15 protein-coding genes and 1 pseudogene are annotated in these 19,162 nt (G+C 68.5%); 9 read left to right on the top strand and 7 right to left on the bottom strand.

What is annotated here, in order from left to right:
* Nucleotides 1-542: 542 nt before the first annotated feature.
* From C1J01_RS01065 to C1J01_RS01055, 3 genes are read right to left on the bottom strand one after another with little or no spacing between them, the layout of a single operon-like run.
* On the bottom strand, nucleotides 543-1,298 hold the full coding sequence (locus C1J01_RS01065; RefSeq protein WP_111175148.1) for an ATP-binding cassette domain-containing protein: 756 nt from the start codon (nucleotides 1,296-1,298) through the stop codon (nucleotides 543-545).
* Nucleotides 1,295-2,335, bottom strand: a complete 1,041-nt coding sequence (locus C1J01_RS01060; protein ID WP_111175147.1) for an ABC transporter permease — start codon at nucleotides 2,333-2,335, stop codon at nucleotides 1,295-1,297. The genes C1J01_RS01065 and C1J01_RS01060 overlap by 4 nt, the downstream gene beginning before the upstream one ends.
* Complete coding sequence (locus C1J01_RS01055) at nucleotides 2,332-3,309, bottom strand: sugar ABC transporter substrate-binding protein (RefSeq protein ID WP_111175146.1); 978 nt, start codon at nucleotides 3,307-3,309, stop codon at nucleotides 2,332-2,334. Before C1J01_RS01055 ends, C1J01_RS01060 begins: the two co-directional genes overlap by 4 nt.
* 182 nt (nucleotides 3,310-3,491) lie before the next feature.
* Here C1J01_RS01055 and C1J01_RS01050 point away from each other — a divergent pair, with 182 nt between their 5' ends.
* The 9 genes from C1J01_RS01050 (at nucleotide 3,492) to C1J01_RS51800 (ending at nucleotide 14,777) form a co-directional block, all read left to right on the top strand.
* The gene (locus C1J01_RS01050) at nucleotides 3,492-3,896 is read left to right on the top strand and encodes a phytase (RefSeq protein WP_220039666.1); all 405 of its coding nucleotides are present in this window, start codon (nucleotides 3,492-3,494) and stop codon (nucleotides 3,894-3,896) included.
* Nucleotides 3,897-4,188: 292 nt separating this feature from the next.
* Nucleotides 4,189-4,590: a DUF6223 family protein gene (locus C1J01_RS01045; protein WP_111175145.1), complete on the top strand. Its 402-nt coding sequence runs from the start codon at nucleotides 4,189-4,191 to the stop codon at nucleotides 4,588-4,590.
* A 192-nt stretch (nucleotides 4,591-4,782) separates the two neighbouring features.
* On the top strand, nucleotides 4,783-5,031 hold the full coding sequence (locus C1J01_RS49500) for a hypothetical protein (RefSeq protein WP_181448509.1): 249 nt from the start codon (nucleotides 4,783-4,785) through the stop codon (nucleotides 5,029-5,031).
* Between the two features lie 288 nt (nucleotides 5,032-5,319).
* The gene (locus C1J01_RS01035; RefSeq protein ID WP_220039665.1) at nucleotides 5,320-7,773 is read left to right on the top strand and encodes a glycoside hydrolase family 3 N-terminal domain-containing protein; all 2,454 of its coding nucleotides are present in this window, start codon (nucleotides 5,320-5,322) and stop codon (nucleotides 7,771-7,773) included.
* Nucleotides 7,774-7,955: 182 nt separating this feature from the next.
* Nucleotides 7,956-8,969 (top strand): LacI family DNA-binding transcriptional regulator, encoded by a 1,014-nt coding sequence (locus C1J01_RS01030; RefSeq protein ID WP_111175143.1) that lies wholly within the window; start codon nucleotides 7,956-7,958, stop codon nucleotides 8,967-8,969.
* A gap of 160 nt (nucleotides 8,970-9,129) precedes the next feature.
* Nucleotides 9,130-11,313: an alpha/beta hydrolase gene (locus C1J01_RS01025; protein WP_111175142.1), complete on the top strand. Its 2,184-nt coding sequence runs from the start codon at nucleotides 9,130-9,132 to the stop codon at nucleotides 11,311-11,313.
* 198 nt (nucleotides 11,314-11,511) lie between these two features.
* A complete protein-coding gene (locus tag C1J01_RS01020) occupies nucleotides 11,512-12,864 on the top strand; it encodes an ABC transporter substrate-binding protein (RefSeq protein ID WP_220039664.1) in 1,353 nt (450 codons plus the stop codon).
* A 99-nt stretch (nucleotides 12,865-12,963) separates the two neighbouring features.
* The gene (locus C1J01_RS01015; protein ID WP_220039663.1) at nucleotides 12,964-13,896 is read left to right on the top strand and encodes a carbohydrate ABC transporter permease; all 933 of its coding nucleotides are present in this window, start codon (nucleotides 12,964-12,966) and stop codon (nucleotides 13,894-13,896) included.
* A gap of 80 nt (nucleotides 13,897-13,976) precedes the next feature.
* Nucleotides 13,977-14,777: a carbohydrate ABC transporter permease gene (locus tag C1J01_RS51800; RefSeq protein ID WP_235854157.1), complete on the top strand. Its 801-nt coding sequence runs from the start codon at nucleotides 13,977-13,979 to the stop codon at nucleotides 14,775-14,777.
* Between the two features lie 90 nt (nucleotides 14,778-14,867).
* Here the strand turns inward: C1J01_RS51800 and C1J01_RS51040 are convergent.
* From C1J01_RS51040 to C1J01_RS00990, 4 genes and pseudogenes are all read right to left on the bottom strand, one after another.
* Nucleotides 14,868-15,983 (bottom strand): annotated as a pseudogene (locus C1J01_RS51040) (glycoside hydrolase family 68 protein); the annotation flags it as partial.
* 61 nt (nucleotides 15,984-16,044) lie between these two features.
* Nucleotides 16,045-16,869, bottom strand: a complete 825-nt coding sequence (locus tag C1J01_RS01000) for a carbohydrate ABC transporter permease (protein WP_111175137.1) — start codon at nucleotides 16,867-16,869, stop codon at nucleotides 16,045-16,047.
* Nucleotides 16,866-17,720, bottom strand: coding sequence for a carbohydrate ABC transporter permease (locus C1J01_RS00995; protein ID WP_220039662.1), 855 nt, complete (start codon nucleotides 17,718-17,720; stop codon nucleotides 16,866-16,868). The genes C1J01_RS01000 and C1J01_RS00995 overlap by 4 nt, the downstream gene beginning before the upstream one ends.
* A gap of 65 nt (nucleotides 17,721-17,785) precedes the next feature.
* Complete coding sequence (locus tag C1J01_RS00990; RefSeq protein WP_181448508.1) at nucleotides 17,786-19,147, bottom strand: ABC transporter substrate-binding protein; 1,362 nt, start codon at nucleotides 19,145-19,147, stop codon at nucleotides 17,786-17,788.
* Nucleotides 19,148-19,162: the final 15 nt, after the last annotated feature.

The raw sequence follows: 19,162 nt of genomic DNA, 5'->3' as shown, positions 1-19,162 counted from the left end.
CTGGCGTGCCGCACCCGCCAGGGAGACCGGCCCGGAGCTCTCACCCGCGCCCCGTCACCTGGACGGGCGCGGGACGCCACGGTGTAATAACGGCGATGGCCGCACATCGAGCCACATCTCCACGCCGGGATCGTGCTCGCTCGATGGATGGCCGGCGTCGCCGGCCGGGAGAGGTGTGTGGTGCCCCACGGGGCGGTGGAATGCCGCCGGTGCGGGACGAGGTCGTTCAGGGCGGGCGCACGCGAACACGCGTGGCACCCTGCGGAGGCGGCGTCCGCCAGGTCGTTCGGCACACGGGCGTCCAGGCGGGCGGTCTCGTACGCCCCGGGTGCGGAGCGGGCGCGTCGTGCTGCGGCGCGGCGCGTGAGATAAGGGACGTTCACCGTCGGCGGGCCGCCCCGCCGCCCGTCCCAGCACGACCCGGTCGCTGATCGTCGTGGCCATGGTGATCCCCCGGCTCTTCCTGGTTCGGCGTGCCGAGGTTTTCGTTCCCTGACCTTACCTCCCGATGACCGCCAGAATCGGTCAAAAGTCCATCAAACTCACTCGCGTCTCAGCTCGTGCGTCAGCTCCTCCAGCTCCGCGCCACCGGCCATGAGCGCGGTCAGCTCCTGCGGGGTGATGTCCTGCTTGGCGTACTGGCCGAGGGTGGTGCCCCGGTTGAGCAGCAGGAACCGGTCGCCGACCGGGTAGGCGTGGTGCGGGTTGTGGGTGATGAAGACCACGCCTAGCCCACGGTCGCGGGCGCGGGCGATGTAGCGCAGCACGACCCCGGCCTGCTTGACCCCGAGCGCCGAGGTGGGCTCGTCGAGGATGAGGACGCGGGCGCCGAAGTGGACCGCGCGGGCGATGGCCACCGACTGGCGTTCGCCGCCGGACAGCGTGCCGACGGGCTGGTCCACGTCGCGGATGTCGATGCCCATGGCGCGCAGTTCCTCACGGGCCACCCGCCGGGCCTTGGCCACGTCGAAGGCCAGGCCCTTGCGCGGCTCCGAGCCGAGGAAGAAGTTCCGCCAGACCGACATGAGCGGGATCATCGCGAGGTCCTGGTAGACGGTGGCGATGCCGCGGTCGAGGGCGTCGCGGGGGCTGGAGAAGCGTACCTCCCGCCCGTCCACCAGGTACGTGCCGGCGTCGTGCTGGTGCACCCCGGACAGGATCTTGATGAGCGTGGACTTGCCGGCGCCGTTGTCGCCGAGCACGCAGGTGACCTCGCCGGCCGCCACCCCCATCGACACCTCGCGCAGCGCCAGCACCGAGCCGAACGTCTTGCCGATGCCGCGGGTCTCGAGGATCAATGCTTCACCTCCTCGGCGTACCGCCTGACCAGGCGGTTGGCCAGCGTGGCCAGCAGCAGCATCGCGCCCAGGAAGAACGTGAACCAGTCGGCGTCCCAGCCCAGGAAGACGATGCCCTTGTCGGCCATCCCGAAGATCACCGCGCCGAACGCGGCCCCGATGGCGGAGCCGTACCCACCGGTGAGCAGGCAACCGCCGATCACGGCGGCGATGATGTAGATGAACTCCTGCCCGATGCCGATGTTGGCCTGCACCGACGTGTAGCGCAGGGCCAGGATCGAGCCGACCAGCCAGGCGGCGAACGCCGTCGTCATGAACAGCGCGATCTTCGTCCGGGCGGCGGGCACGCCGACCGCGCGGGCGGCCTGCTCGTTGCCGCCCACCGCGAAGATCCAGTTGCCGGGGCGGGTGCGCATCAGCACCCAGGTGGCCACGGCGGTCACCAGGATCCACCACAGGATCGCGACCCGGAACGGGGTGCCGCCGATCTCGATCGTCCCGGCGAGGATCGCCGCGGCGCCGTCGTAGCCCTCGGCGCGGCGCAGGCCGCTGACCTGGACGGTGCCGGTGATGGCCTTGGTGACGCCGAGGTTGACGCCCTGCAGCATGAGGAACGTGCCCAGCGTCACGATGAAGCTGGGCAGCCTCGTCCTGGTGACGATCAGCCCGTTGGCGAAGCCGACGGCCAGCGCGACGACCAGGCCGACGAGCATCGCCGACCACACGTCAAAGCCGAAGCGGGTGGCGAGCGTGACGAGGATCAGCCCGCTGGTGCCGGTCAGCACGCCCGCCGACAGGTCGAACTCCCCGCCGATCATGAGCAGCGCGACCGCGACCGCCATGATGCCGAGCGTGGCGGCCGGGTCGAGCCAGTTGGCGATGCCGGCCGGCGACCGGAACACCGGCGACTGGGAGGCGAAGAAGGTGAACACCGCCACGAGCCCGACCACCGCGCCGAGCTCGGGCCGGATGAGCAGGCGGCGGGCGAGCCCGACGTGGACCACCCGTTCGTCGGCCCGCGCGGGAGCCGTCGTCATCGGGTGCCCGCCTCCGCCAGCTTGGCCACCTGCTCGGCGTTGTCCTTGGTCACGAACCCGGGCCCGGTGTTGACGGGCAGGCCGCCGCCGACGGTGTTGAGGTTGTTCTTGTACAGGTTGAGGAACGTGATGGGCAGGTAGCCCTGGAGGTACTGCTGCTGGTCGACGGCGAACAGGATCTCGTCGTCCTGGATCGCCGTCACCACGTCGGCCGACAGGTCGAACGTGGCCAGCTTGGCCTGCGACCCCGAGTCCCTGATGGCGTCCCTGGCGGCGATCGCGATGGCCGGGTTGAGCGCGAGCACGCCGTTGACCTGCTGGTCGGACTGGAGGGTCGCGGTGACCTTGGAGGTGACGTCGGCCAGGTTGCTCACGTCGACCTGGAGCCGTTCGACGGTGCCGCCCAGCGTCTCCTCGGCGCCCCGGCAGCGCTGGTCGAGGCCGATGTTGCCGGCCTCGTGGACGACGCACAGCAGCTTGGTGACGCCGGCGGCCTTGAGCTGCTCGCCCGCGCCGCGCCCGGCGACGTCCTCGGACTGGCCGACGTGGGTGAGCGCGCCGAACGCCTTGGCGGAGTCGGCGCCCGAGTTGATGGTCACCACCGGGATGTCCGCCGCGACGGCCCTGCCGACGGCCTCGCGCAGCGCGTCGGGGTTGGCCATGGAGACCACGATGCCGTCCACCTGCTGGGAGACGGCCTGGTCGATGAGTTGCGACTGCCGGGCCGGGTCGCCGTCGCCCTGGTAGGTGACCGTCACTCCGTACTGCCTGCCCGCGGCCTCGGCGCCGTTCTTGACCACGTCCCAGAAGGAGTCGCCGGCGGCTCCGTGGGTGATGACGGAGAAGGTGGCGCCGCTCCCCGCGGGGGCGGAGGAGGCGGGCGGGGCGGCGCTCTGCGCACTCTGCCCTCCGGAGGAGCAGCCGGTGAGGGCGAGCGCGCCCAGCAGGGCCAGCACGATCGGGGTACGTCTCATAGGACACCTCCAAGACCAACGGGCTCGCCCCGGTTGTACATCAATGTCATTTATTTGTATAGACATAAGGACGAAGGCCCGCCGAGCCGGCGGCGGGCGACGGGCACGAGCCGGGCCGGCTCGACAACGTCGACCTCGTCCACGGCTTCCGCCTGTCCACGGGCGCGAGGGTGGACCTGGCCGTGGCCTCCGACCGGGGGCGTGACCAGCAGCGCGCGTACGCGATCGACCCCGCCAAGGCGGCCGCGGGGCAGCCGCCGCCACCGGACCACGGTCGGGCTGCTGCAGCTCGCCGCCGCGACCGGCGGCACGGTCACCTACCAGCGGGTGCGCACGCTGGACCTGCCGGCCACGTTCCCGCTGCCCGACGGCACCACGTGGACGCCGTGGCCTCCAGCCAGGGCGACGACACGTTCTCGATCTACGACCGCCACCTCGGCCGGTTCCGCGTGGCGCCCGGACCGCACGCGGACGGCTCGGAGATCAGCGACGGCGCCATGGTCGCCAGCGCCTCACTGGGCGACGCCTTCCCGAAGGGCCTGCTGGTGGTGCACGACGGCACGGACGCCGGCGGACGGCGGCCGTGAGATCACCGACTTCACGTTCGTGGACTGGCGCAAGGTCGAACGCACCCTCCGCTGACCGATCCCCGCCCTTTCACCGAGCCGACGACCGCGCGAGCCGGCAGCTCTCGCGGTCGCGTCACCGGCAGCGATCGGTGGCCTTACCCCTTCGACCCGCCTACCGCGGATGCAGTAGATTCTCGCGGCTCATGCGGAGTCCGCGGCAGTGGGAGGTGTCTCCGTCAGCAGGATGACCGGCGGCGGGCCCAGCGGACATAGTTCATGCGTCCCGTCGCAGGAAGTGAAGGAGAAGCCCATGTCCGTCCTCTTCGTGCTCGCCGCACAGGCGGCCTCGCCGGTCTGTACGACGGCGGCGGAATGCGCGGGCCAGGGCGTCGATACCTTCCTCGGGACCCCTGAGCGGATCTGGGCCAGTGCGGCCGCGATGGTGGCGCTGGGCGGCGTGGTCATCGGCTGGCTGGCGCTGCGCTTCGTCCGTCGTATCGGCGACGGCGGGCGGAGGGCGGCCATCGTGGCCTTGGTGGTGGGGCTGATCGGCGGGCTCAACGGCGCGGTGAATCTGGTCGTCGCCGACGGTGGTCTGGGCACCGGCAACGGAGTGTTCGGCGGGGCCTTGGCCCTGGTGCTCGGGCTGGCCGGCGCGGCCCTCGGCCGGCTGGCCCTCGCCCGCTCCCGCCGCACCGAGCTGAGCGGCTGACTTCCCTGGGAACGCGCGCCGCGTAGCAGGCCGAGTCAGCCGCTCAGTACGGGCAGCGGTTCCGGGAGGTGGCCGTCGGAGGCGAGACCCGTGGTGAGGCGCTCGGCGGGGGGTTCGCCGTAGAGGGTAGTGCGTTGGCGGGCCGGGCGGCCGGCCGCTGCGGCGATCGCCGGGTGGAGCAGCGTCGAGGGCGTGCACGTGCATGCCGGGCACGTCCTCTTTGACCGCAAGGGCGATGTCGAAGGAGGCGGTGCCTCCCGTCTCCTCGGCCCCCTTCGCGCGGACGACGACGAAGAGCTGGTGGCCGCACTGGTACAGGTGTACGACGGCGCCAACGCGGCCGCACACCTCGACCGCTTGAAGACGAGCGCGCGGATCGCCGGAAGACCGCCGAACTCCTCCTGGCCACCCGAAAGCCGGCCCCGGAACGAGGGCAACTGACCCTCAGATCCCCGGCGCCTGCCATGGCGGCGACCGCGATCGCCGCTCTGGTGCCGCTGCCCGCCGTCCTGTGTACGTCGCGGCCAGCACCGTTGACCAGCGACGGGGCATAGCCGTGTTTTCCCAGACTCTGGACAAAACGGTCTTGGTCGGCGACGGTGTTGTAAACGTTATCGATTACGTTTGCAAAAGAGCGGAAGTCATCTGACCGACGGACCGCGTCCGTCAGGGCCGGGCGGTCTCATCGACCGCGCGAGGATGGAGTATCAGGATGATTGCGGTGACCCCATGACCACGATGAGGCAAGAGTCCGGCGCGGTTTACACCGATCCCACCGTGCCTGTCGGGGAGCGGGTGGCTGACCTGATGGGGCGGATGACCCGGGAGGAGAAGCTCGCGCAGTTGGGCAGTGTCTGGGCGTTCTCCTTGATCGAGGGTGGCCGGTACTCGGCGGAGCGGGCGCGGACGATCCTTCGGCATGGCCTGGGCCAGGTGACTCGTGTCGCGGGAGCCACCAATCTGAAGGCGGCGCAGGTGGCGCGGGTGGCGAACGCGATCCAGCGTTTCCTGATGACGGAGACCCGGCTGGGGATCCCGGCGATCGTGCACGAGGAAGTGTGCTCCGGGTTGATGGCCCGGGAGGCGACCATCTTCCCTCAGGCGATCGGTGTCGCGAGTACCTGGGAGCCGGAGCTCAACCGGCGGCTGGCGGATGCCGTTCGTGCGCAGATGCGCGCGATGGGCAGCCATCAGGGACTCTCACCGGTGCTGGACGTGGTACGGGACCCCCGGTGGGGCCGGACGGAGGAGACCTACGGGGAGGACCCGTACCTGGTCGCCCGCATGGGCGCGGCCTTCGTCCGTGGCCTCCAGGGCTCTTCTCCGGCGGAGGGCGTCATCGCGACGGCCAAGCACTTCGTCGGTTACGGGGCGTCCGAGGGCGGGTTGAACTGGGCGCCTGCGCATCTGCCGCCTCGTCTGCTGCGGGAGGTGTACCTGTATCCGTTCGAGGCGGCGGTCCGCGAAGCGGGTCTTCAGTCGGTGATGGCCGGATACCACGAGCTGGACGGGATCCCCTGCCACGCCAACCATGAGCTGCTCAACGATGTCCTCCGCGGGGAGTGGGGCTTCACGGGAACCGTCGTGTCGGACTACTTCGCTGTCGACGATCTCCATTCGTATCACCGCTTCGCCGAGGACAAGGCGCGGGCCGCGGCTCTGGCACTCGACGCCGGCGTCGACGTCGAGCTTCCGGCGACGGACGCGTACGCGGGTTCGCTGACAGGCGCATTGGACGCCGGCGAGGTCGACGAGAGGAAGTTGGACGAAGCGGTCTCACGGGTTCTCCGCCACAAGTTCGAGCTCGGCCTGTTCGAGAACCCTTACGTCGACGAGGCCGCGGTCATGACGGCGGTGAACGCCGAGCAGCACCAGGAGGTGGCGCTCGAGACAGCCCGCCGCAGCCTCGTCCTGCTCAAGAACGAGGGCATCCTGCCGCTGCGGCCCGGGGCCGGAACGGTCGCTCTCATCGGGCCGAACGCCGACAACGCCCGGCACCTGCTCGGCGACTACTCCTTCGCGGCACATGTCGAGTCGTTGGCACAGGCGCGTGAGAGCCAGGGCCTGCTCGGCCAGATGATGACGGTCCCCGACGACCTCGAGATCGGGGAGAGCACGGACCAGCTGCCCACGGTGCGTGACGCGCTGACGGCACGTCTGGGCGACGCGCTGCGCTACGCGCGCGGATGCGACGTGATCGACCCGTCGAAGGACGGCTTCGAGGAGGCGGTCGCGGCCGCCGCGGCGGCCGATGTCGCGGTGCTGGTCCTGGGAGATCGTTCCGGGTTGACGCTCGGGGCCACCACGGGCGAGTCGCGCGATCGGTCCAGCCTGGAACTTCCCGGCGTCCAGGAGGACCTGGTCCGCGCCGTCGTCGCCACCGGCACTCCCGTGGTGGCGGTACTCGTCGCCGGTCGGCCGGTCGGCGGTGACTTCCTGCACGAGAAATGCGCCGGGGTGCTGATGGCCTGGCTGCCGGGGCAGACCGGAGCACAGGCGATCGCCGAGGTTCTGCTCGGCGAGGTGAACCCGAGCGGCAAGCTGCCCATCTCCTACCCGCGCACTGTCGGCCAGATACCGGTCTACTACGGGCACAAGGTGTCCGGCGGACGGTCGCACTGGCACGGCGACTACGTCGACTCGCCCGTCGGCCCGCGATACTGCTTCGGTCACGGACTCGGCTACACCTCGTTCGTCATCGAACAGGCCGCGCTGGACCGCACCGAAGTGACCGCCGGGGACAGCGTCGCCGTGGAGGTCACCGTGGCGAACACGGGCGATCGAGCCGGCGAGGAAGTCGTCCAGCTCTACATTCGCGACGCGCAGGCGACGGTGACCCGGCCCGTGCTGGAGTTGAAGAGCTTCGCCCGCGTGTCCGCCGGCCCCGGAGGACGAACGGCCGTGCGCTTCCAGCTGCCCACAGGGCAGCTCGGCTTCTACGACCGGGACATGACCTACACCGTCGAAAGTGGACAGATCGAGGTGTACGTCGGCTTTTCCTCCGACAACCACACCCTCGCCGGCACGTTCACCATCACCAGCGGCGATGACCGGCTGAAGGTGCAAAAGTCCTACACGGGCACGGTCAGTATCAGTGAACTGCCGCCGGCTTCTTTCCGTGACTCGAGTCGATCGGATGACGGTGCGGTGAGGCCGGCCGGTAACCGGGTGGCGGAGAAATAGGCACTCCGCCGGCGGGCCGCTATTCTCGGTCCGCCGGCGGAGATGCGACATCGACCGACGCGATCCGGCCAATGTTCATTTGTGACGCGCGGCCGACCGAAAAGGTCTTGTCATCGTAAAAGCCATCGCTTACGTTGGCGCTGGAAACGTAACCGATAACGTTTGCAACCTGTGAGGCGGGCATGGCCGAGGGCGGTGCGCCGGTGACTATGAACGATGTCGCGCGACTGGCGGGCGTCTCCACCGCGACTGTGTCCCGGGTGGTCAACGGGCGTTACGGCGTGAGCGCGAGCACCATCGCCCAGGTGCGTTCGGCCATTGAGCGGCTCGGCTACGAGTCGAGTCTGGTGGCGACGAGCCTACGCCGTAGCCGCACCAATGTTCTGGGACTGGTGACCCACAGCTTTCAGTCCTATACGGCCGAGGTGCTCAAAGGCGTGATGGAGGCGTTGAGACAGTCGGGCTTCGACTTGATCGTCTACGCCAACGGCGATCTCTACGGGACGTACTCCGAGGGCTGGGAGCAGCGGCATCTGACCCGCCTGTCGGGCACGCTCACGGACGGGTGCATCGTGCTGACGCCCTGGGGCGAGGTGCGGAGCAGCACTCCGGTCGTGGTCATCGACCCGGCGAAGGACTCGGCGGCGCCGTCGGTGACGGCGGACAACCTCGCGGGCGCCACCGCGGTGGTCGAACATCTTCTTGGCCTGGGTCATCGGCGTATCGGATTCATCGCCGGCCGCTCCAGCCTGGCGGCCGCATGGGCGCGCGAGGAAGGTTACCGGTCGGCCCTGGCCGAAGCCGGCGTTCGGGTCGATCCCACGCTGATCGGCAGAGGGGACTTCAATCCCGAGTCCGCTGTGCCGCTCGCGCGGGCGTTGCTGGACCGGGCGGACCGTCCGACGGCGGTCTTCGCGGCGAGCGACGGGATGGCTCTGAAGACCTTGGAGGTCGCGAAAGACTTGGGGATCGACGTTCCCGGCGACCTGTCGGTGGTCGGATTCGACAACATTCCGGAGTCCGCGTTGGCCGAGCCTGCGCTGACCACGGTCGACCAGTCGATGTACCGGCTCGGATACGAGGCCGCGCGCATGCTCAAGTCTCTGGTGAGCGGCGAGTGGGAGGGCCCCAGCCACATCGTGCTCCCGACCCGGCTGGTGATCCGTGGATCCACCGCGAGCCCGGCGAGACCCTGACCGCACCCGACAGGTGCGGCGGCCGAGCGCACCTGACACTCAGGTGGAGTGAACCAGTGATTGGACGGAGGTGGCAGGCACAGAACCCGCGACAGATCCATCGATGAGTAAGGCCGGCCAGTCGGGCGCCATCCGCGGCCAGCCATCAAAGGAGCTCAGTATGACAACGTCAAGATTCTATCATGCCGGCTTACGCCTCAGCGGCGTACGCCGCTTCTCCGCGGCCATCACCGCCGGAGTCATGGCGATCGCGGCGGTGTTACCGGCGCCGCGACCAGCGGCGGCGGACACGCCGTGGGTGAGTGTCTCCGACGACGGCTACACGTCGTTCAGTGTCCCGGCGGCCTACATCGAGGCCAAGGCGGGCCAGGTGTCGCAGGTCGTCGTCGAGGGGAACTTCGGCCCCTCCTTCGCCTGGGCCGAATTCGGTCTGACCCGCCGGGGCGACGTCTGGTCGGGGGTTCTCGGCCCGCTCGAGCCGGGGCTGTACTCCTACCAGGTCACGGGCGACGACACCAAGGGGTTGAAGGATCCGACGAACAGCACCGGCGTGGCGTCCCAGCCTCTCTGGAGCACCTTCTTCGTGCCGGGCGACTCGGCGCGCCTGCTGGCGGACGCGCCTCAGGGGCAGGGTGGCAAGGTCGAGACCCTGACGTACCGCACGGGGAACGAGGAGCGGTCGGCTCTGGTGTGGACGCCGCGGGGGTACTCGGCCGGCGGCAAGGGTTACCCGGTGCTGTTCCTGCAGTCCGGCGACGGCGGAAGCGCCACCGACTGGCTTGACCTCGGTCGTGCCAAGCAGATCTTCGACAACCTGTCGGCACGGAAGTCCATGGTGCCGATGCTGGTCGTGATCAGTGACGGCGGCGCGGCCGATGACGACAGGAAGGTGAGAGAGCTCCAGAAAGCGGTCGCGGACCGCTACAACGTCCTTCGCGGCCCGGCGCATCAGGCGATCGCCGGTGTGGCCGAGGGCGGGACGCGGGCGCTGCGTGCCGTTCTGACCCGCCCGGACCGGTTCGCCTACGTCGGCTCGTTCTCGGGGCTTTTGACGGAGAACGTCAGCGGGGCGAACGCTCACGCGATCAACCGCGGCACCAAGCTGGCGCGTCTGTACACGGGTAACGTGACGGATCCCGCGTACAACGCGACCAACCGCCTGACGCAGGCGCTGGACCGCGCCGGTGTCCGTTACGAATTCGACGGTGTCAACCCCGACGCCGGGGCCAACTGGAACGCCTGGCAGGAGAACCTGATCGACTTCGTGCCGCGACTGTTCCGCAAGGTGTCGGATCACGGGCCGAGTGCCGGTCACGGGCCGCTGAAGGGCGAGTTCACCCCGCCGGCGGCGGGCACCACCCCGACGCCGTTCGTGGCCGAGGACGGCTTCGTCACCTTCGAGACCACGACGGAGTTCAAGGACGCCCAGCATGTCACCGTGTGGGCGAACTGGGCTCCGAACGGAAGCTGGTTGCGCATCCCGCTGTCCCGCGCAGGTGACCGGTGGCGGGCGACCGTGGGTCCGCTCGATCCGTGGTTCTACTACTACCGGCTGATCGTGGACCGGGCCTCGGTCAAGGACGTGTCGAACCCGACGAAGGTGACCTCCGAGCCGGCCTGGAGCACCTTCTTCGTCCCCGGAGAAGAGGCGCGCCTGCTCTCGGACGTTCCCGCCGGCCAGGGCGGACAGGTCGAGAGCATGACGTACCGCAGCACCGTGGCGAACGAGAACCGGACCGCGTTGGTGTGGACCCCGCCGGGATACGACCCGGACCGTGCGGAGCCGTATCCCGTCTTCTATCTTCAGCACGGGGGCGGCCAGAGTTACACGGACTGGGTCGAGATGGGACGCGCCAAGCAGATCCTCGACCACCAGTTCCTCGACGGGGACCTGACGCCGATGGTCGTCGTGATGAGCAACGGCAACGTGTCCGACTTCACCAAGGAACTGCTGGAGAACATCGTGCCGGCGGCCCGCGCCCGCTACCACGTCTCCAGCGACCCGTCGCGGCAGGCGCTGGCCGGCCTCTCCATGGGCGGCGGCCAGACGTTCGGGGTGCTCAAGGCACATCCGGGTCGGTTCGCCTACGTCGCGGCGTTCTCCGCCGGCTTCGGCAGCGGGACAGGCGTCGACGCACAGGCCATCAACAACGGGACCAAGCTGTTGCGCCTGTACGTCGGCGACCAGACCGACTTCGTGTACCCGTCATTCATGGCGTCCCTGACCACCATCAACAATCTCGGCATCCGATACGAATTCGACGGAATCACCCCGGGGCCGCACGGCTGGGACGTGTGGCAGAAGAATCTCATCGACCTGGCACCACGTCTTTTCAAACGCTAGCCAAGCCCACTGAGGCGACCCACCGAAGGCGTCAGAGCGCCGCCCGAGTGTTGTCGCCACGAACGCCGTGTTAACGCTCACACGACGATCGGCACAAGGGATGGGGCGCGGGTTCTCTCCCACGCCCCGTCCCGGTCGATCGTCCGGTCTCAGCGGCGCATGAACCTTTGTGCGCCGCGTTCCCCAAGGGAAATGTCAATGAAAAAGAGATTGCTTGCCCTGACGGCCATGCTCGCCACCGCGCTTGTCGCCTGCTCCCCCGGCGGGGAAGGGAGCGGAAGCAACGCAAGCGGGAACAACGCGAGCAACTGCACGAACACGATTCCCAAGAAGGACCTGCCGGTCGTGACGATGTGGGGTTGGTACCCCAACATGCAGCTCGTCGTCGACAACTTCAACAAGCAGAACGCCGAGGTGCAGGTCTGCTGGACCAACGTGGGCCAGGGCAGTGACGAGTACGACAAGTTCCAGACGGCCATCTCGGCGGGCACCGGCGCGCCCGACGTCATCATGATCGAGATGGACCGGATCCCGACCTTCCAGATCCAGAACGCGCTCGTCGACATCAGACCGTACGGCTTCGATGCCGTGAAGGCCGACTACAGCGAGGGCGCGTGGAAGGACGTCTCGGTCGGTGACGCCGTCTACGGCGTGCCGGTCGACGGCGGCCCGCTGGCGATGATCTACCGGAAGGACATCTTCGACGAATACGGCATCACGCCGCCGAAGACGTGGGCCGAGTACGAACAGGCTGCGCAGAAGGTCAAGGACGCGGGTGGCCCGCTCTTCGGAGACTTCGCCGCGAACGTGTCGGCACTCACCATGGCGCTGCAGATCCAGAAGGGCGCCGCTCCGTTCACCTACGACCCCGCCCAGCAGAGCTCGATCGGCATCAAGCTGAACGACCAGGCCTCCAAGGACGTGCTCGACTACTGGGCGCGCCTCGTGCAGAAGGGCCTGGTCGGCACGCAGGACCAGTTCACGCCGGAGTACATCTCCGGTGTGATCAACGGCAACTACGCGACGTACATCTCGGCGGCCTGGGCACCCGGGTACCTCACCGGCGCCGGCGTCGGTAAGGGCGAGGACACCGGCAAGTTCGCGGTGGCGCCGCTCCCGCAGTGGGATCCGGACAACCCGGTGCAGGTCAACTGGGGCGGGTCGGCCTTCTCCGTGACGAGCCAGGCGAAGAACCCCGAACTCGCGGCGAAGGTGGCGTACGGGCTCTACGCCGACGATGAGTCCCTCACGGACGGCTGGACCAACCAGATCATTTTCCCGCTGAACCTCAAGGCGCTGAACGATCCCGAGTTCGTGAACCTGAAGGTGGCGTTCTTCGACGGCCAGCAGGCGAACAAGGAGGTCTACGTCCCCGCGGCGAACGCCTACGCGGGGGTCACCTACAGCCCCTTCGGCCAGTACTACTTCGACGCCATGACCAAGCAGGTCAGCGAGATCATCAAGGGCTCCGTCACCGGTGCGCAGGCCGCCGACCGGTTGCAGGAGGACGTGGTGAGCTACGCCGGCGAGCAGGGTTTCACCGTTCAGTGACGAGATGGGTGGGCCACGCCGTCCGCGCCGTATCCGCGGCCGGCCGGCCCACCCCCGCCATCCCCCAGCATCGACATCCCGGAGCCCAAGTTGACCCTCTTGATAGAGAAGAACGCACCACGCACCCAAGAGAAACCGCGCAAGGTACGCGGGAAGGTGCACCTACGTGAACATCTGATGGGGTGGCTCTTCGTCGGGCCGTTCGGGATCGTCTTCCTGGCATTTCTCATCGCGCCGCTGGCGTACGCGCTGTATCTCAGCCTTTTCCAGAAAAGGCTGATCGGTGGCACCAGCTTCGTCTTTCTCGACAATTATGTGAAGGCGTTCACCGACCCGAGCTTCCTGTCCGGATCATGGTTCGTGATCCGCTTCTCGCTGGTGGCCATCCCGCTGCAGATCATCGTCGCCCTCGCGATGGCGCTGATTCTCGACGCCGTGACCTCTCTTTTCACCCGCTTCTCCCGCCTCATGATCTTTCTCCCCTACGCGATTCCCACGGTCATCGGGGCGGTCATGTGGGGATTCCTGTACAGCAAGAGCTTCGGGCCGCTCTCCGACATCTTCGGGTTGTTCGGCGCCACCCCGCCCGATTTTCTCAGCAGCAACCTGATCTTCTACGGTCTGGTCAACGTCGTCACCTGGCAGTGGGCCGGCTACTACATGATCATCCTTTACGCGGCGCTCCAGGGCATCGACCCGACGCTCTACGAGGCCGCTCGCATGGACGGCGCCGGAAAATGGCAGATCGCGCTTCGCATCAAGATCCCGCTGATCGCCCCCGCGCTGCTGCTGATCCTGGTCTTCTCCCTCATCGGCACCCTGCAGTTCTTCAACGAACCGCAGATTCTGCGTTCGCTGGCGGCCGGCACGATCGGACCGGACTTCACGCCCAACATGTACGCGTATCAGCAGGCTTTCTCACTCGCGAACTTCAACTACGGATCGGCGATCTCCTTCGCCCTCGGCGGGATCGTGTTCATCGGCGTCTACGTGTTCCTGTTCTTCACCCGCAAGCGGAGGAGCTTCCTGTGATGAGTGACCGCTCCCGCGCCGGCGCCCGCCGCCGGCCACAACGCCACCTCCCCCTGCAGGTGCTCCTCGGCTTTCTGGTCGTGTACTTCCTCGTGCCGTTCTGGTGGGTCATCGTCAACAGTTCCAAGGACGCCCCCGGCCTGTTCGGGGGCGGCAACACCCTGTGGTTCGCCGACCAGATCGACTATCTCGGCAACCTCTCACAGTTGTTCACCTACGACGGCGGTATTTACGGCAGGTGGATTCTCAACTCCACGCTGTACGCACTCGCGGGCGGGATCGGCGCCACGATCCTGTCCGTCATGGCCGGCTACGGATTCGCCAAGTACCGCTTCGCCGCCAGACGCTTCAGCTTCGCACTCGTGCTCGGCGCGCTGATGGTGCCCGCAACCGCCCTGGTGATCCCCACCTTCATCATGTTCGCCGAGCTCGGCCTGACGAACACGATCTGGGCGGTGATTCTCCCGTCGCTGCTCAACCCGTTCGGCGTCTACTTGATGCACGTATACGCGCGCGACGCGGTTCCCGACGAGATTCTCGACGCGGCGCGGGCCGACGGCGCGGGCGAAATACGAACGTTCCTCCGGATCGCATTCCCGCTGATGAGGCCCGCGGTGGTCACGGTGCTGCTCCTGTCGGCCGTGGCATCGTGGAACAACTACTTCCTGCCCCTGGCCATGCTCTCCGACAACCGCCTCTTCCCCGTCACCGTCGGACTCGGCCTATGGCAGGGAATCGCCTCGGCGAACAATGCCGGCAGCACCTCCCTCTGGAGCCTCATCATCATGGGCGCGCTCGTGTCGGTCATCCCACTCGTGATCGCGTTCTTCACGCTCCAGCGGCACTGGCGCGGCGGACTGTCCCTCGGCGGCTTGAGGTAGGCGACAGTCCGCGGGTTCGCGTCGCGGCGGCGGCGCGGTGACGTGCCGCTCGAGGTCGTGGCAGCCCGGCCGGGCTGCCACGACCGACGTGGTCAGCCCGTCGAGCGTGAGCGTGAGGGTCGGCGCGATGGTCCCGCCGAAGTTCGCCCGGGCCTGCGCCGCGTCCGCGTGCCGGGGGTCCCTGGCCTGGTGGGCTCGGTAGTTGGCGAAGCTGACCACGCGGAGGTCGGGCAGCACCAGCCAGGCGTACGCCTGATCGGGTTCCCGAGAAGGGTTCCGGACCACGAGACCGGAACCGTTGAGCGGCTCGTACGGTCCCGTCAGGCTGGGCGCGGCGAAGCCGTAGAGCCCGGTGGGCGCGCGCTCGGCTGGGTGGAAATTGTGACGATGGGTGGAGAAGAAGAGGTAGTACCACGAGTCGTGGACGACGACATGGGGCCGTTCGAGCTCGTGATTGACGCCCTCGGCCACGATGAGGGGCGGGAGCAGGGACCAGGTGCCGGCCCGCGTCCCGGCCAGGGCGACCGCGCCTGTGAAGCCGTCCTCCCAGGCGGTGGAGGCGGCGACGAGCAGGTAGTCGCGCCCGTCGGCGGGGTCGCGGAACCAGCCGGGGTCGCGGAAGGCCCTGATGTTCACCGGTGATCCGTCGGCCTCGTCGGCCGGGAGATACATGCGGCCGTCGGGGCGGAGGATCTCCCGGTGTTCGGCGTCTTCGCGCAACAGGATCCGGTCGCCGTCGGTGACCAGGGCGGGGCGCGCCTCGACCACGCGCTGCCGGAACGTCGGGCGGGTCTCGCCCCGCCGACCGGCGGCCGTGTAGAACACCGACACCGTGCCGTCGGGCCGGCGGACCGCTGATCCCGACCACTCGCGGCTGCCCGGGCAGGCGCCGTCGGCGAAGGCGTGACCCAGGTCCCTCCACCGGCCGTCGCCATGTCGGGCGAGCAGCCGGATGCGGGCGTGGTCATGGCGCTGTTCGGGGTGGCCGAGGATGGGGGCCGACAACGCCATCCACAGTTCACAGCCGTCGATCAGGCTCGTCGAACCGTCCTCCTCCTGGATCGGCCACAGGTCCCAGAGGTCGTGGTCCGGCAGGATCCGCGGGACGGCCGCCGCGGGGTCGAAGACGGGCGCCGTGGTCGCGCCGCTGTCGACGAGCAGCTCGAGGTGCCGGCGCGTCCAGCGCGCCGGCCGGCCACCGCTCACGCGGCGCCTCCCCGTCCTCCAGGAACCATGGAACGACCTCTGCTTTCGGTACGGTGGCGCCTCAGCCCTTCAAAGAGCCCTGGAGCAGGGCCTTGACGAAGTGCCGCTGGAAGATGAGGAAGACCGCGAGCGTGGGGGTCAGGATCAGCAGCGATCCGGCGCACAACAACGGGATGTCGGTCCCCCACTGGCCCTGGAAGGCTCCCAGCGCGCCCGACATCGTGCGCTTGGCAGGGTCGTCGACCAGGACGATCGCCAGCAGGAACTGATTCCAGGTCCACAGGAACAGCAGGATGCCCAGGGACGAGATCGCCGGCATGGCCAGGGGCACGTGGATGCGCCGGAACAGCTGCCACACGTTGGCGCCGTCCATGCGTGCGCTTTCCGACAGTTCCCCCGGCATGTTGACGAAATGCGCGCGCATCCAGAAGACGGAGAACGGCATGAACAGGCCGATGAGCGGCAGAATGATCGCCCAGCGCGTGTTCAACAGCCCCATGTCGCGGATCTGGTAGTACAGCGGCGTGATGATGCCCTCGAACGGAAGGGTCAGGCCGAGCACGAAGAGCACGAACAACACGCGGCTGCCGACCACGCGAAGGTGACCGATGGCGAAGCCGGCCATCGTGCCGAGGAGGATCGAGATCGGCACCACGCCCAGGACGATGAGGGCGCTGGACTTCAGCAGCTCCCCCATGTTCGCGGCCTCGAAGGCTTTGCCGAAGTTGCCCCACTGCGGGTCGCTCGGCCAGGCGAGCCCAGGCGGGTAGGTGCCCGAAGGATGCAGGGCGGTGACGAAGAGACTGAGGAACGGCAGGATCGTGACCGCCATCATGAGGACGAGCAGAGCCCTGCCGGTCCAGGCTTCCCGCCACGCGGTGATCATCGTTCGCCGTCCTTCGCGAACCACTGGATGGGAAAGGCGCAGGCGATCACGAGCACCATGAGCACCATGGCCAGGGCCGAGGCCGTTCCGACCTCGCGTTCGGAGAAGGCGAGGTAGTAGATCTGCAGGCCGGGCACCATCGTCGTGTTGCCGGGACCGCCCTGGGTCGAGATGTAGATGATGTCGAAGCTCGCCAGGGCCGCGATCACCGTCACGGTGACGCAGACCGCGATCTCCTGCCGCAGGCTGGGGACCGTGATCGAGACGAACTCACGCCACGCCCCGGCGCCGTCCAGCCGGGCGGCCTCGTAGAGCGAGGGGTCGATCTTGCTCATGCCGGCCAGGAGCAAGAGCGTGCACAGGCCGAGGAGAACCCACGCGCCGATCATGCCGACCGCGGGCAGGGCGGTGGAGAAGTCGCCCAGCCAGGCCCGGGTGATCCCGCCGAGGCCGACCAGTTCGAGCAGCTGGTTGATCACACCGGTCGAGGCCAGCAGCCAGCTCCACGCGATGCCGGCGGCCACCAGCGGGATGACCTGCGGCAGGAAGAGCACGGTCCGCGCCACGAGAGCGAGCCGGCTGGCGGCGATGCGCCGGATCGTGGCGGCGGCCGCCAGCCCCAGCGCGACCGGGACCGCGCTGAAGAAAACGATCAGCTGGAAGGCGTTGACCAGCGAGTCGAACAGGTCGGGGTCGGTGAAGACCTTGCCGTAGTTGGCCGGCCCCGCCCAGGTGGACGGGCCGATGCCGTCCCACTCGTACAGCGAGTACTGGAACGTCAGGGCGATCGGGCGCAGGACGAAGACCGCGTAGAAGGCGAGCGCCGGAAGGACGAACAGCCAGCCGACCAAGCTGCGACGCTTGGCCGGGCGCCGGTGGGAGGAGCGAACGCCGGCAGGGCGGGCCGTCACCTCGTTCAGCTCCCCTCGATCTGGCTCGCGTAGTCGGCCTGGACCGCCTTCAGCAGCTCCTGCGGCGTCTGCTGCCCGGCCACCAGCTTCTGCAGGTTCGGGGTCCAGCTCTTGGCGTAGATGGCGCCGGTGGCGTTGGCGATGAAGTCCATCGCGCCGTCGGCCTCGGCGAGGTCCGCGCCGGCGGCGAGCGTGCTCGCGGTGACCGTGTCCGACGCCACCTCCGGCATGTACGCGTCGGCCGGCCCCATCGGGCGCGATCCGCCCACTTCGACGCCGATCTCGCGGGCCCGCTGGTCGGTGGCCACCCAGTTGAGGAAGAAGGCGGCGCAGTCGGCGTTCTTCGCGCTCGCCGCGATCCCGAAGGTGAGCGGCGCCGACATGGTGGCCGGCTTGCCGCCCTCCTGAGCGGACGGCATGAGCATGAAGCCGACGTTGCCCGCCATCTGCTTGTCGAGGTTGCCCGACTCCCAGTCGCCGTTGAACGTGAACAGCCCCTGGCCGTCGATGAAACGGCTCATCATGGTCGCGTAGTCGACCGCGTTGACGTCCTTCTCGAAGTAGCCCGCCTTGATCCACCGCTCCAGGTGCTGGACGGCCTGCAGGTTCGGCGGGGTGTCGATCGTGGCCCCGGGCTTCTGGAAGATCCAGTCGTTGATCGGCCCGGGCGGGCCGTAGGAGGCCATGAGGTTCTGCAGCGGGAAGGCCAGGCCGCCGGTGGCGCCGCCGTTGAACTGCACGATCGGGGTGATGCCCGCGCTCTTGGCCTTGGCCAGCACCGCGTCGAACTCCGCCAGGGTGGCGGGCGGCGCGGACATGCCGATCTGGGTGGCGAGCTTCTTGTTGTAGAAGACGCCGGTCATGCTGACGTTGAGCCCGAGGGCGTACAACGACCCCTCGCCGCGCGGCCGGCCGCCCGGGCCCAGGCGCAATTGTTCGAGCTGCGAGGCAGGCCACCTGTCCCAGCCGAACGACTGCGCGTAGCCGTCCAGGTTCTTCAGCAGGTCGTCCTTGACGAGTTCGGAGACCTGGGGCAGGCGCATGAGGTCGGGCGGGTTGTCCGCCAGGACGCGCGGGGCGTTCTGGGTGATCACCGCGAACTGGTCCTCGCGGATGTTCCACGTGACGTTCGGGTGCTGTTTGGAGAACTCCGTGGTCAACGCCTTGGGCAGCGGGAAGCCGGTCTCGAAGTAGCCGGTCATCGTGATCGGCGCCGTACCGCAGGTGGGTGCCGCGGCCTGCGGCGACGCGCTGGTGGCCGCGGGTTGCGGGCTGTTGCTGCCGGGAGCCGCACAGGCGGCGGCGAGCGTCCCCATGGCGATCACAAGCGCGGCTCCGGCCCTGCCGGGACGACCTCGTCCAGCCATGTGCATCTCCTCTGC

Origin of the sequence: Nonomuraea aridisoli, from assembly GCF_003236395.1 — a bacterium.
Lineage (GTDB): Bacteria > Actinomycetota > Actinomycetes > Streptosporangiales > Streptosporangiaceae > Nonomuraea > Nonomuraea aridisoli.
This window is presented reverse-complemented; position numbering and strand designations above follow the sequence as displayed.

Bases quoted from the DNA above. Each gene is read 5' to 3' on its own strand.
- C1J01_RS01025 (WP_111175142.1), top strand. From the start codon at position 9,130: ATGACAACGTCAAGATTCTATCATGCCGGCTTACGCCTCAGCGGCGTA.
- C1J01_RS01020 (WP_220039664.1), top strand. From the start codon at position 11,512: ATGAAAAAGAGATTGCTTGCCCTGACGGCCATGCTCGCCACCGCGCTT.
- C1J01_RS01030 (WP_111175143.1), top strand. From the start codon at position 7,956: ATGGCCGAGGGCGGTGCGCCGGTGACTATGAACGATGTCGCGCGACTG.
- C1J01_RS01045 (WP_111175145.1), top strand. From the start codon at position 4,189: ATGTCCGTCCTCTTCGTGCTCGCCGCACAGGCGGCCTCGCCGGTCTGT.
- C1J01_RS01060 (WP_111175147.1), bottom strand. From the start codon at position 2,335: ATGACGACGGCTCCCGCGCGGGCCGACGAACGGGTGGTCCACGTCGGG.
- C1J01_RS01035 (WP_220039665.1), top strand. From the start codon at position 5,320: ATGACCACGATGAGGCAAGAGTCCGGCGCGGTTTACACCGATCCCACC.
- C1J01_RS01000 (WP_111175137.1), bottom strand. From the start codon at position 16,869: ATGATCACCGCGTGGCGGGAAGCCTGGACCGGCAGGGCTCTGCTCGTC.
- C1J01_RS00990 (WP_181448508.1), bottom strand. From the start codon at position 19,147: ATGGCTGGACGAGGTCGTCCCGGCAGGGCCGGAGCCGCGCTTGTGATC.
- C1J01_RS01055 (WP_111175146.1), bottom strand. From the start codon at position 3,309: ATGAGACGTACCCCGATCGTGCTGGCCCTGCTGGGCGCGCTCGCCCTC.